This window comes from Colwellia sp. BRX8-4 (assembly GCF_014077345.1).
Classification (GTDB): Bacteria; Pseudomonadota; Gammaproteobacteria; order Enterobacterales; family Alteromonadaceae; genus Colwellia_A.
This window is the reverse complement of record NZ_JACGVS010000003.1, coordinates 44613-58349: the sequence shown is the minus strand read 5'-3', so window position 1 is coordinate 58349 and position 13737 is coordinate 44613. Positions and strand designations below refer to the sequence as shown.

Here is a 13737-nt window from a genome sequence, read left to right as displayed (position 1 = left end):
CTCTTCCTCATCGGACATTTACCTTTATGTGATACTTTACTATTCCAGTATTAGCAGTTTTTCTAGTGTATTTTGTACATTAACGAGCATTTTTTTCATTGCCTTTGCTGAGGTGTTATCATCTTCTGCTAACATCAACTTAATATCATCTAACGTGCTAACATTTTGTTTTTTATCAGTAATGTTTTCGGTCACACAAACGAATAGGCCTTGCTCTTGTGAGTACATAGCACAAATAAACCACTGCATAGACTCTTTGACGTAATATTCGAATTTTTCAGACTTTCCTGACATCGCCACGCGACCACAAGCGGCCATAAATTCAGCGTTAGATTGTAGTATATTTGGCACGACTTCACTGCCTTTTTTCCCTGCTACATGATGTAATCCAGTTATACCCGCGTAAGCATTGTTTACTTCAAGATAGTGGAAATCAACCGCTTTGTCGCCTTCCATTAGTATGTTCTTGTAGGCAACGGCATGCGATGAATTCTCAAATAGCAAACGAAAGCGAGATTCTGACAGGGCCATAGCAATACTTGCATTCCTGTTAATAGTATTATCGCTAAAAGTAATAACCACACCATCAATTAGAGTTTCCTGCGTGCGATAGGGCATAATGCGTACAATATACCAACGACCATCATGAGTCGTAACTTCCTCTTCATGAAATATCAGGCTTCGTAGTACTTCATCCGTATGTTCTGACAACTTAGGATAAATTAATGAACTAACCAAGTCCGTAATAGGGCGACCGACATCACTAGGAATGAGTTTGAAAATTTTAACCGTTTCAGGGGTAAAACGACGAACATTGAGCTCATTGTCTAAAAAAAGCGTGGCGATACTAGTACTATTAAGTAGATTTTTTAAGTCGTCTCTGGCTAGAGACAACTCATTGACTTTGATATTTAGTTCATGATTAACCGCTCTTAACTCCTCATTCATCGACTGCATTTCTTCTTTGGAGGTTGTAAGCTCTTCGTTAGTGCTTTGAAACTCCTCATTCGTACTTTGTAATTCTTCGTTGGTAGATTTAAGATTCTCTTGTGCAACCTGCATTTCGTTAGTCGTAAGTCGCAGTTCTTCCCTCCCCTGCGACAATACATTTTTTAGTTTTTCTATTTCATTACTATGCTCTTTGGCTAAATTACCTTTGAGCGATGTTTTAATGGGTGCAATGGGCGTTGTAGAAGTCGTAAACAACACTAGAACCATAGGGCCTAATGTTGATGAATCTAATAGTGGTTGTACCCTTACATCGACCAGAATAATATTACCGTTACTGACAACCTCAACGTTCGTTATATCTAACTTTTTCTTCAGGCGCACCGCGCGATTAAATATTTCGTTCAATGGTGCTGCCAAACCTTCACGTGCCATTGAAAAAAGGTTGTAATTCACCTTGCCTACCGCTGGCTCTAAATATTTCCCGGTTTTTCCGTTGATATAAATGACATCCGCTTTTTCAGTGGTTAGTAGAGCCGCCGGAGTAAAATTCTCTTGTAATAAGGATTGGAGTAAATCTTCTAAGTTCATAGTAACTGTATCTTGGGGGTTAACGGGCACATTTTTTTCTGGCTTTAACTCATGAGAATAACTATTCACTTCGTTAACCGGAAATTTCATTACATTAAAAGGCTGTGATGTCTCACGTCGTTTGTAAATACGCTGTTTTCCCTCTAAAAGAGTAAACAGTGACTCTTCGTTTCCAATGGTTTCAGACGTTCCTAAAACAAGCACTCCAGACGGTTTTAAACTGTAATGAAATAAGGGAAACAGTTTCTTTTGTAACTCTGGCTCTAGATAGATGAGCAAGTTACGACAACTGATGATATCAAGTTTGGTAAATGGGGGATCCATCACCAAATTTTGTTGGGCGAAAATAACACTTTCTCGTGCCTGTTGGCCTATTTGATAGCCACCGTCTACTTTCACAAAATATAGGTCTAATAGTTCCTTGGAAATATCGGCGCGAATACTATTGCTGTAAATCCCCATTCTAGCTTTGTTTACGGCATCTATATCGAGGTCAGTAGCAAAAATCTGTAGTTCAAAATGTTTGGTCGAGTTAAATTTTTTAAAAGCTTCTTGAAACACAATTGAGAGGGTATAGGCTTCTTCTCCGGTAGAGCAAGCAGGAACCCAAGCACGCAATGTACCTCCCTCTGGATATTCAGAAAAAAGCGAGGGGATCACCTCATTTTCTAGTTTTTTCCAAACAGTATTGTCGCGAAAAAAGTTAGTAACACCAATCAGTAATTCCTTAAGGAGTAATTCATTTTCTTGGGGATTAGTCCGTAAATAACGTACGTAGTCGGGTATGTTGGAAAGCTGATGCAAGGCCATACGTCTTTCAACACGACGATTAATAGTGGTTTTTTTATAAAGCGAGAAATCTTGTCCGGTATGAGCACGTAGTAATACCATCACCTTTTCAATATCTTCTTTATTTTTATTGTAATCTTCAATCGGCAACGGCACTTTATTTACATAGTTAACGATATAACTCATTAACTCATCTGCTGGTGCTACGGCATCAACTAATCCGGTATCAATGGCATTTTTGGGCATACTGTCAAACTCGGCTGTATCAGGACTTTGCACAAATACCGCACCTGCTTTATCTTTGATCGACTCCAAACCTAACGTACCGTCTGCCCCCATACCTGAGAGAATAACAGCAATACTGTGCTCCTTTCTATCGGCTGCCAGAGAAGTGAAAAAAGAATCAATAGGCAATTGCAAACCATGCGGGTTAACACGAGCGAATAAAATTAATGTTCCATTTAGAATAGTTAGATCGCAGGCAGGTGGTATCACGTAAACATTATTGGGCATAATCACCATATGATCGGTAATTTGATGTACATCTAAGGGAGTCATGCGTTGCAATAAGTCGCACAGGATGTTTTTGTGGTTAGGGTCTAAGTGTTGCACCACAACAAAGGCCATGCCGCAGTCAGCAGGCACATTACTTAAAAATCGTTCGATGGCTTGAAGACCGCCAGCAGAAGCACCAATACCAATGATAGGGAAAACATCAACAGTAGACGACGTTTTATTCTCTGTTTTCTCATCAACCTGTTGTTCAGAAACAACATCTTTAGATTTTTTCATTGTGTGTGGGTATTTTTATTCTTAGGGTGGCGTTTATAGATAATGCGCCGAATATGATGAAAATTCAATAAATTCAGGTTAATCATTGGCTGCGATGAACTAAAAATACTGTCATGGTGATTGATTGAAGAGTTCTTAAACCTCAGATAACAATTAGACTCATATTGAACAAATTTACTACATAAATTCTATTTGGAGCTATTTTCTTTACAATAGAGAAATATAAGATTCATGTCGTCAATATGTTTGCAAAGATGACTTTCAAACACGAAGACCTACTTTGTATTCAGTGCTGATGAAGTAAACCTGTGACTTCAGTAAGTTTACGACCTCGAATTACTGGATAGCTTTCTGAAATAAAATTTCATTGCCGGATTTGAGCTTGAAAACGCCTCACAAGTAGTCAGATAGAGGTCATTCACCCTTACATTATTAATGCTACCTTGATAGTATCAATTGATTTTAGGTGGTCAGCTCGTTAAAAATTGCCGTTGATGCTTAGGTGTTATTACTAACATTTTGTTGAAAGAGCTATCCTGCCCCTAATGACATTACCCTTAAAGGTAACAGACATTATAAAATAGCTTAAAAACGCTTTATGATTATTAGGAAGAGGAAGTTGTTTTAGTCTTTTATAAAAAATTTTCTGCAACCACTATAATATTCATGACCATGTGACCAAAAATGCAATACCATAAATTCCCACTTACATATCTAATCAATCCTAATAAGCATGAAGATAAGAAGAGTAAAATAAATACCTCTGTTTGTTCATATTGAGAATGTATCAAGGTAAACGCTAAACTGGTAATGACAATGATGAACGTTGGATTTAGGGAGATTTGTTCTAACTTGTAAAAGGCGATCCCCCTAAAAATAATTTCTTCAAAAAAAGGACCTACGATTCCAACCGTTAAAATAAGTAATGTAATTTCAAGTCCTGTATCTATTGATTCTAAAAAGTCGAGCATAAAGCTTGGCGTTTCAAAAATGCCCATACGAAATATAAAATATTCAAATAATGAGAAGGTTAACACGGCTAATAAGGTCATTATTAGTCGTGTTAACGTTATAGATCTTAAAGCTAATCGGTTAACTATATTTTCTTTATTTTTTGCGGAAAGATAATACTGAAGAAGGGGTAGCATTAAAAATACTGAAACTATTGATGTTGTAAAATTAAAGCCTAGATTCGTGCTCAGCTGTTCAATAGTATGTACATCATCTAAAAATATTGAGCCAAGACCTGATATAAACACAATAAAGGTTGAAAATATCGGTAGTGCTAGAGCTAACAGTAATATCGATAACATTGACAATACCGATAACATCATCTTATTTAATGCCGCTGATGCGTTATTAACCTTTGATATACTCATAAATATATTAAAATCCAATTGAAAAAAACAAAACGATTGAGAAATTAATCTCAATGCATAATATTAAAACGTAATTGTCGAACCCTACTTACTGGTAAAATTAACCTGTATATCTATTAGGTCCAATAAAACAGGCAGTAAGATCCTGTCATTTAAGTGGAGACCTTAGAAGCTCCCACCATTATATTTGCAAAAGTCAGCGATATTATTAGGGAAGCCGATTTGTCAGCTGATTTATAGTAAGAGAAAGCCTTATTTGTACTTTTAGTGAATGTTAGCATGTGAAATAACAACGGCAGTAATGAGCTAAAACCGACTAGGCAGATTCATTAAATATCTTAATTAACAAATTTGCCATAAAGTTTATTTCGAATAGGTCGTTTAACGAGATAAATAGCCTCATTAGCCCTCATTTCTTTAATTAAACTAAAAGGAATGTAATCGGGTATTAGCTCAAAATAATTATTATTATTTAAATCATCAGACTTAATGCTATTTACCACTGCATTCTGCCATTGATAGAAAACCCTTCCATAAACAATAGCCACATTACTGCCGCTAACACTTACCACTTTAGCTAATCTATATTTATGCTTAGGATTCAATTTATTATTAATCAACCTCATGTCTAAAAAGTAAATATCATTGACTTGAGGAGTTAAAATAAAAACGGATGCTTGTGTTTGCTCAGCGTTATGTAAAGCATATTTTTCATAGCCAAAATAGGCAATCACCACTAGAAAAGTCAATAACACGAGTTTATTTAAGGAGATTGATAACTTTGCTTTTACATTTTTTGATTCGAAGGTATGTGGCACTTTAATAAATCCTTTTAAAGTTAACTCTATTTGATAACACTGTTTAGGTTTAAAATTGAGTAATAAATCATAAATTCAATGATATATCCAATGCTCATCTCCAATATAACACCTCATCAAAAGTTAAAGATGGTTGAATAAAATAGTAAGTTAAATACAAGGTCAGCCACTCTTTAAATGTTGAGTAACTTAGGCGTTTACACTAGATAGCATCATATAAGTAACATAGGTAAATAGACATATTGGAACAACAACATATGCAAAAGCATCAGATTTACACCAACAGCCTTGAGCTATTTTTTCTTTTCTAAATAAGGATATTGAAGAGCCATAAAGAATAATCAAACCAACGGCAACTATCGACATCCAAGAAATATCATTACCCACTAAAAGCAATAATGGCGTTATTGCCGAAAGACACCACAATGAAGCTACAAAACTAGCGCTGTTGTATATAACAATTAGATACTTCATCACATCCAAAATATTACTAAGTCGTTAAAAATTGTTAGTTAAAATAACTAGCCATTGGAAACAACCAACTTTTATTTATTCTACTTTAATCGTTTGTCAGTTTTTAACGTCTTGATGAGCGAGTATAAAAACCAAAAGTGAGCAAATAGTCGTACAAATAAAACGCGAAAAACTGCTCATTACCGCTTCCATAAAAGTATACGAAGAAAAAATACTCTTTTAATTGCTAATTAATGCCTTTACTGTTGATTTTTAAACTAATTGTTTATTTTATAATAATGTTTTGTTAATTACCATTTCATCTAATTGTCCCTATTTAATAGCTTTTTAAAACGGTAATTCCTCTCCCTTAAAATCATAAAATTTCCCAGTGGTATCAATAGATAAATTTAGAATCACTTTCATAATTCCAAGAGCCGAATCTTTAACATTTTCTCTTGCAGAAGAACCGCCCATATCTGTTTGAACCCAACCGGGATGAACAGCCACCACAGCGACATTGTCATTAACAAGTTCATTGGATAAGTTCACGGCTAGCATGTTAGCTGCTGCCTTAGACATTCGGTAACCATACCAATCTACACTTCTTTCTCGTGTTAGGGATCCCATAACAGAAGAAATTATAGCTATTTTACATAGACGATTTTTCTTCATCAAAGATAAAAAACAATGAGTTAAATACAATGGGCCAAGCGAATTCACTTTAAAACTCATTTCAGCATTTGCATAATTAATGTCATGAATACTTTTATTTTCTTGATCTAAATAACCAGCATTATTTATGATTAAATCTATTTTGATACTCTCTTCACTGAGTTTATTTGCTAACCTCTCAATATTTTCTGGACAGGTGATATCCATTAATTCAATCAGCAATTTTTCAGAGAACTCATCCTTCAATGTTATTAAGTCAGCCGATGCCTTTTCATTTCTACAGGTAGCAATTACTGTCCACCCATTTATAAGATATTGTTTTGTTAATTCGAAACCAATGCCTCTATTAGCACCCGTTATTAATACAATTAAATCACTCATGTTGAACCTTTAAATATGACACCCCATTTAGAGGCAAAAATGGTTTACTAAAATGGTAGATATTTTCCAAATATGAGAGCGCAACAGAAAACTGTTTTTGGTCTCTCTTTAATGGCTTATAGTTTGATTAACAGCAAACTAAAATAACACAATTAAAAAACAAGCTAGAATAATTGCCAAATAAAAAAACTGCCTACCTGTACTCGAACGTTTTTCCGCTTGCTTTGATTGTGTCATGTGAATATCACGAATAATTTGTCCCTTGTTTTTACCGACACAATGGGGGCAAACAGAATAAGATATTTTATATCTCAAACCACATTTATTACACTGGGTCGTTGGCTCTCTACTGTAATCTATAATCATGGTTTTTTGTCATAAAGCACTTTATTAAGCTTGTAAAAATAGCTATTTATAAGAACAAGAGAAGCAAATGTTTTGTGGCTGTTTAAGTAACTGCATAGACGCTATTATAATTCAGGCTTAAAACCAGCTGCTTTAATTTCATTAATTAAAAATAGCCCAATATCATCGATATTATCATCAACTTCTTTATATATAAAACCGCTTAAATCAGCAGGTATATCCACATCACCTTTATGAAGAACACAGACATTTTTTCTCCCAAGCTTAGCGACCAAATAACCAAACTCAAAAATGACATTAGGTTTGGCTCTAATGACTTTTTTTCTCTCAGCATCTATAACACTAGATTGATCAATCGTATACGAAACTTCATCAGGGGTAAGTAATATGAATGCATAAGATACATCACTGTTGGCCTCGAGTTTTTCAATGAGACTTTGCTCAGCATCCACTTCTCTGTGCAAAAAAATTGGCTGAATTCCGATTTGTGTAAGAAATAGCGCTAATTCAATTTTTAAAGCATTGTCATGCCCATGAACAATAAGTACTTTATTATTACTTGGTACTAGGGAGTTAGTTGCATTTGTTTTTTCGGTCGAACCTTTGGGTTTATTGGTTTTTTTTGGTGGCCCTGAAACTAATAATTCATTAAATATATCGCCTTCATCTATTAACGAAATTAATGCATTTAATGTTTTAATGTAATTGTCTTTTGCAAACTCAAATTTGTCTTCACTATTACCTGTTACCTTTGAATTATTTGCAGCTTTAAAATAAACAAAAGGTTCTGAATTTGGCTTAACTGTTTGTTTCAAAATATTTTCTATATCATTTACCCATGTATCCCACGTAGGTAAAGGCTCCCCTAAAGTCAGATCAAGAGGATCATGCTTTTTACTACAGTTTTTCCAATTAAACGCTTCACTCATTTCTGCTAGTTTATTGATTTTATTTTTTAACAGCTTCACTACTCGGATCCTTGCACTGCATATAATGCCCGATTAACTGGCGCATAATTGTTGACTAAAGTAAGTACCGAAGAAGCAAATAGCCAACGGTTATTTATTTTATTTAATAGCTTATGTTTCACCATACTCTGACTTTATTAAGCCAAAACATTTAAGGTCGTGAAACTGATTCTTCCAATATCCACTTTAACGGCGAACCCCCTCTTCTTTAAAGCCTACGTTGAGTAAAAGAGACTCTGAGGCTAGATTCCCGGGAACCGTATCACCTTGAATGCGATTCAATGCTCCGCATGGTAACTCACCACAAAATGCTAATTTAACAATTCTATGCACAGCTTCTGTTGTGTAACCACTGCCCCAGAACTTAGGCAGCAAATCGTAACCTATCACAGCATTTTTCATTTTAGGACTCCAAGTATTAAACCCACAAGTCCCTATTAATTGATGTGTTTCTTTTAAGCGTATAGCCCAACGAATACCAGAGTTTTCTGTAAAGCGAGCATTAAAGAATTCTATTAAATTACTCGCTTGTGAATGTTTAGTAAATGCGTCCAGATCATAATATTTGACAACTGAATTGTCTGAGAATAAATCAAATAAGCTCTTTGAATCTTCTGTAGTTAATTTATCTAACCTTAAACGATTAGTTTCTAATACTGGAAATAACAACCTAAATCCTCCATGAACTATAGTATCCTACTTGAGTCGCTTACTATTTTTACCACTCTCGCCATTCTTCTGTAACATCACCTTCAAATTCTACATTGGCTTTAGTTGTTACTTTTTGAATGAAATCACAAATATCTTCACGTTGGTCAGTTTCTATTAAACATTGACCACAGTCATCGTTTAATTCGTTCAAAGATAAAATTAAATATTTAATATGATTTTTAGTACTATCAACAGTTTGAATTTCTGATCCCATTGACGACATGAACTCTAAGAGTAATGTAATGCAATCAGTAACATTATCAGATGTGTAATCAGGTTGATTTTCTCCCTCAATAAAATCTAACATTCCATATTGAATACTTTTAAGTAAACTTTTCACATAAATCTCCGTAAAAAAATTCCCAATTAAGGGTAAAGTTTAGTTAGCTAAAATGTGAAGCTAAACGTAAGCTAGCCAACGGTTAAAAGCCCAGCTTGAATACCTTTGCTATATAACAAATGCAACAATAATTGCCGTTACAGCTAATACACTGTACTCGGGCATCCCTGTTGGTAACTTAGACATAAGTACGAAGCAAACGAAAGCTAAGGCAAATAAAATGGCACTGCCAACAAAAACCCCCATAAATGTATGCCCCATAATTAAACCAACAATAGCTAAGGGAATACTAAACAATAATGCTGAAAAATAAGGTTCCTTTTTCATCAAGTATAATTTATATGAAAGAGCTAACATCAATAGTTTAATAATCAAAAAGAGCATAGAGATACCTTGTAATATAACGCCCATTTAAGGGGGGAATAATGGTTAGTTAAAATAGCGACCATGGAGCAAAAACCAGCGGGTTTTTGTCCTTGTTTAATTTGTTGTTGCTTGCTAATCGGCATAGGTATGCAATATTTCGTTTACAGACGGCCGTTTATCGAAGCTGAAGTTACAAAGTTGAATATACCCAATATTATGACTAGGTGAAAGCCAAAAATAACTCCCCATTGAGTCAATTGATAAACCTCTATGAGAATATATTGTCTCACCTTTAACCTTCCTAATGAACAGCCCATTATTATATGGTACTCCTCCAATTTTAGAAACGGTCTTTAAAGAAGATAATATTTGACTGATAAAATGACCTTTACTGTCGTCAGTATTCTGAAAACTGGAGAGTCCTCCAATGTTGGAAACAGGCTTCATCGGATGCAAGAATGTACTCCAAAATAATTTGTCATCAATAGGGGACATTAAATGACTTATCCATTTGGCAAAATCAGGAAGCGTAGATAAAATTCCGCCATCGCCCTGGGTAATTAGATTTGATGAATTACGTCGATATTTGTATGTAGGCGAATTTACAACACTATACCCCGTAGCACTCCAAGGAATTTCAATAGTCTGTGAACTCACAAGTTCAGTCGAAGACATTCCAAGTGGTTTAAATAGTTGTTTTTTAGCTAAGTCACTAAAAGGTATTCCACTAGCTTTTTCAAGTATATCAGCCAAAAACAAATAACCCGTATTACTGTAACTTGAATTTTCTCCCGGTTTGAATGATGGTTCAGATAACGCCATCATAGTATCAAGAACGTGCATTAGAGTAACATCACGTGCAATCGGCTTCCCTACAACTAGATCTTCAAGTACATGGGGTATGGTAGATACCCTTTTTACAAGTTCCTCCCTAGTTTTTTCATCATTTAAATAGTCTGGCATACCACTTTGGTGATTAATTAAATGACGTAACTTGATATTTTCAAACCAACGGGGGCCTTGGGGATAATATTTCTTCAATGAATCATTTAAAGATAGTTGCCCTTTCATCTCTAATTGTAACGCTAAAACAGCAGTAAAATGTTTAGTAATAGACCCCAAATTAAAAACGGTTTTCTTATCTATTGGAACTTGATAGCGTAAGTTTGCCTGCCCAAAATAGCGCTCATAAACTAATTCACCTTTCTTCACCACACCAACAGCACAACCAGGAGTTTGAGAGTTTAACTCACTAAAACCATCACTAACGTTAGCATCTACGGTTAATGACATAGTGTTTAAAATAGTAAAGAATAACAAAGGTATTTTCATTTAAAATCCATTTTATCAATGCCAAGTTTTGTATTGTAAGCTAACGCAGCCTTAAGCGGACTAAAATAGTGGTTGGCTAAAATAGGCGACGCGCAAAAGCAAGTAGCCAACGGTTAAAAGTCCTGCTTGAATGGCCTGCTATGTGCAAATGCCAGCTAACTTTAACTATTTCGTTAACGTGCACTCTTTTTTTATATTGCCTTCAGGATCTATACAGGTAGCTACATCTGGCTTAACACACGAATTATAAGTCTCGGGGGAGATATTTCTATGGGCACCTTGCACGGTTACGTTAAACAAGCCAACAAAAATATCGCTAATAAAATTAGAGCTCCAAGAGCTTTCTTTATCGTGTTCACTATAAGTAGAACCAGAAGCAAAATTGCAACCAACCTCTTCTGCACCATGAGAAGAGCAACCAGAAATCCCCAAGACTAAAAGTAAAACTAACGTAAATTTAAATGCCATTGTTCATCCTTGTTTAATGGGGCGTTATATTTTGTGACACTGCTTAGTATCGACCTTTATTTCGGTGATCTGTTTATGATTAGTATCATAGTAATTATATGAAATGAAAATATTTAAATCTCTAAATGCTTGCATTTCTTTTGTTGAACAAACAAAGTTCGTCACCTTAGGTGCCATAGTTTCGACAAATTTTTTTAAATCTAAATTGTCTTTTTCATAATTTGGCAATTGATAGTTATATGTAAACGTTTCTTTTGCACCAATAGTAGCTATTAAAACTGTTTCTGAATCTACATTCATTGGTAGATTCTTATTTATTTCGCTAGCTGTACTCATGAGAAATTTAGTTTTATCTTCACCTGCATCACCACTAAATAAACCACTTACTGCCCAATTTCCAATTATTGCCCCACCGATTGCACCAGCAATGGTTAAAACATTCGTCCATGTAATTTTTTTCATTAATACTCCAAACTTGGTAATAATAAAACAGCTTATTAGACGAGCAAAAACCTCCTTCTCTCCAGATAATTAACCGTCTATGATTATAATGAAAACATAAAATACTCATAACCTTCAATTGCATCAAGCCTTTATTAACATTATTTTAACTAAACTTTAAATTATGACTGTTTTATCACGCGTTCTCTGTTGAAAGTGTACAAAGTTACTAGCTTAAAAATTATTTTTCTTACTTAGTCTTATTGTCGAAATATTATCAAGGCTGATGCCTGTTCATTTACATAGGGTAATTAACGATCTGTTTTCCAATTAATAAAGGCGATGTGATTTTTAGCTGTTGATGAATGCAGCAGCAAAGTTATTTGACTAAACCTATGGTACTAAGGTGCCAATTAAAAAGTTAACTGTTTGCATTAATATATAGCATAAGAATAATGCTGAAGATTTTAGAGCAACGGGTTAAATAGCCTTTTCGAGATGGCCAAACTTACTCTTTTACTATTATCTGATGCCCTTTAATAAACCGCCCTATCGCAAGTATTTGCCCAATAATGATCAACGGCGCAGGGGCTCACACGTCTAATTACTTTTTTATTGACGAAAACGGTAAGAAACTAATAACACAATTAAATAGGAAAATAATTATGCTAAAAGGTAAAACAGCTTTGATCACAGGTTCAACCAGTGGTATTGGTTTAGCGGCTGCACATGTCTTAGCTGAGCAAGGCATTAATTTGGTACTACACGGTTTAATGGCTGACGAAGAAGGCCAAGCCTTAGCCGATGAGTTTGCGAAAAAATATAATATCAAGACACTTTTTGATAGTGCAAATTTAATGTTAGCCCAAGATATTTCAGTGTTTATGACTAAGGCTACTCAAGTCATGGGCTCTATCGATATACTGGTCAATAATGCCGGTATTCAACATACCGAAAGTATTGATACTTTCCCTGAAAATAAGTGGGATGCGATAATTGCCATCAATTTGACCGCGGCATTTCACACCATTCAAAAGTCACTTCCGGGTATGAAAGCAAAGGGTTGGGGTCGCATTATTAATATCGCTTCTGTTCATGGACTCGTGGCCTCGCTAAATAAATCGGCTTATGTTGCAGCAAAGCATGGCATTGTTGGCTTAACGAAGGCCGTTGCGCTTGAGTGTGCCGAGCATGGCATTACCGTTAATTCTATTTGCCCAGGTTGGGTGGATACCCCATTAATTAATAATCAAATTAATGATATAGCACAACAGAAAAGTGTTAGCTTCGAACAAGCAAAATATGCCTTAGTAACGGCCAAGCAACCCTTACCTGAAATGATGGACCCTCGCCAAATTGGTGAATTTATTTTATTCTTATGCAGTAATAGTGCGCGTAGTATAACCGGTTCGGCACTTCCCATGGATGGTGCTTGGACCGCCCAATAAATAACAGGATAATATATGACGATAGCTAACAACGAAAAAACAGCAGGTGAAAAAATTCGCCGTCAAGTTATGGGCGATGAATTTGTTGACCGCGCACTTAATAATGCCCATGATTTTAGTCAGCCTATGCAAGACTACATCAATGATCATGGCTGGGGAGCAACCTGGCAGCGAACTGAATTAGATCTTAAAACCCGTAGTTTAGTGACTATCGCTATGCTGGCAGCACTAAGAGCTCCTCAAGAACTTAAAGGGCATATTCGTGGTGCATTAAATAATGGCGCGACTAAAGAGGAAATAAGAGAAGTATTACTGCACAGCGCTGTGTATTGTGGCGCGCCAGCTGCACAAGAGGCTTTTAGAGCCGCTAAAGAAGTTTTATAAATCGTCTATAAATATCGCTTTAAAATTGTAAAGGCTAGACAAAAAATTTGCCTAGCCTGCTTACTTATTTAGTTAAAAATCATCATA

13 protein-coding genes and 1 pseudogene are annotated in these 13737 nt (G+C 35.3%); 2 read left to right on the top strand and 12 right to left on the bottom strand.

The annotated features are described in order from the left end of the window. Positions 1–39 precede the first annotated feature (39 nt). The 12 genes and pseudogenes from H4J56_RS03705 to H4J56_RS03650 all read right to left on the bottom strand — a co-directional run bounded on the left by H4J56_RS03705 (position 40) and on the right by H4J56_RS03650 (position 11839). Positions 40–3120 carry a chemotaxis protein CheB gene (locus H4J56_RS03705; RefSeq protein ID WP_182258902.1) on the bottom strand — a complete coding sequence of 1027 codons (3081 nt, stop codon included), beginning with the start codon at positions 3118–3120 and terminating at the stop codon, positions 40–42. A gap of 632 nt (positions 3121–3752) precedes the next feature. After that, positions 3753–4499, bottom strand: a complete 747-nt coding sequence (locus H4J56_RS03700) for a CPBP family intramembrane glutamic endopeptidase (protein ID WP_182245075.1) — start codon at positions 4497–4499, stop codon at positions 3753–3755. 338 nt (positions 4500–4837) lie between these two features. After that, positions 4838–5317: a hypothetical protein gene (locus H4J56_RS03695; protein WP_182258901.1), complete on the bottom strand. Its 480-nt coding sequence runs from the start codon at positions 5315–5317 to the stop codon at positions 4838–4840. Between the two features lie 189 nt (positions 5318–5506). Continuing rightward, entirely contained in the window at positions 5507–5791 is a 285-nt protein-coding gene (locus tag H4J56_RS03690) for a hypothetical protein (protein ID WP_182217809.1), read from the bottom strand. Between the two features lie 327 nt (positions 5792–6118). Beyond that, the gene (locus tag H4J56_RS03685) at positions 6119–6826 is read right to left on the bottom strand and encodes an SDR family oxidoreductase (protein ID WP_182258900.1); all 708 of its coding nucleotides are present in this window, start codon (positions 6824–6826) and stop codon (positions 6119–6121) included. 470 nt (positions 6827–7296) lie between these two features. Beyond that, positions 7297–8160, bottom strand: a complete 864-nt coding sequence (locus H4J56_RS03680) for a TIR domain-containing protein (RefSeq protein WP_182258899.1) — start codon at positions 8158–8160, stop codon at positions 7297–7299. A 111-nt stretch (positions 8161–8271) separates the two neighbouring features. Continuing rightward, a pseudogene (locus H4J56_RS03675) lies at positions 8272–8829 on the bottom strand (GNAT family N-acetyltransferase). A gap of 49 nt (positions 8830–8878) precedes the next feature. Further along, the gene (locus H4J56_RS03670) at positions 8879–9211 is read right to left on the bottom strand and encodes a hypothetical protein (protein ID WP_070374205.1); all 333 of its coding nucleotides are present in this window, start codon (positions 9209–9211) and stop codon (positions 8879–8881) included. A gap of 108 nt (positions 9212–9319) precedes the next feature. Beyond that, positions 9320–9595: a hypothetical protein gene (locus H4J56_RS03665; protein ID WP_070374206.1), complete on the bottom strand. Its 276-nt coding sequence runs from the start codon at positions 9593–9595 to the stop codon at positions 9320–9322. A 114-nt stretch (positions 9596–9709) separates the two neighbouring features. Further along, the gene (locus H4J56_RS03660) at positions 9710–10909 is read right to left on the bottom strand and encodes a serine hydrolase (protein ID WP_182258898.1); all 1200 of its coding nucleotides are present in this window, start codon (positions 10907–10909) and stop codon (positions 9710–9712) included. Positions 10910–11074: 165 nt separating this feature from the next. Continuing rightward, complete coding sequence (locus tag H4J56_RS03655; RefSeq protein ID WP_182245077.1) at positions 11075–11377, bottom strand: hypothetical protein; 303 nt, start codon at positions 11375–11377, stop codon at positions 11075–11077. A 24-nt stretch (positions 11378–11401) separates the two neighbouring features. Further along, positions 11402–11839: a hypothetical protein gene (locus H4J56_RS03650; protein ID WP_182258897.1), complete on the bottom strand. Its 438-nt coding sequence runs from the start codon at positions 11837–11839 to the stop codon at positions 11402–11404. 644 nt (positions 11840–12483) lie between these two features. Between H4J56_RS03650 and H4J56_RS03645 the strand changes: the two genes are divergently transcribed. Together H4J56_RS03645 and H4J56_RS03640 are read left to right on the top strand one after the other, a co-directional pair. Beyond that, entirely contained in the window at positions 12484–13266 is a 783-nt protein-coding gene (locus H4J56_RS03645) for a 3-hydroxybutyrate dehydrogenase (RefSeq protein WP_182217798.1), read from the top strand. 15 nt (positions 13267–13281) lie between these two features. After that, positions 13282–13650, top strand: coding sequence for a carboxymuconolactone decarboxylase family protein (locus H4J56_RS03640; RefSeq protein ID WP_182258896.1), 369 nt, complete (start codon positions 13282–13284; stop codon positions 13648–13650). Positions 13651–13737: the final 87 nt, after the last annotated feature.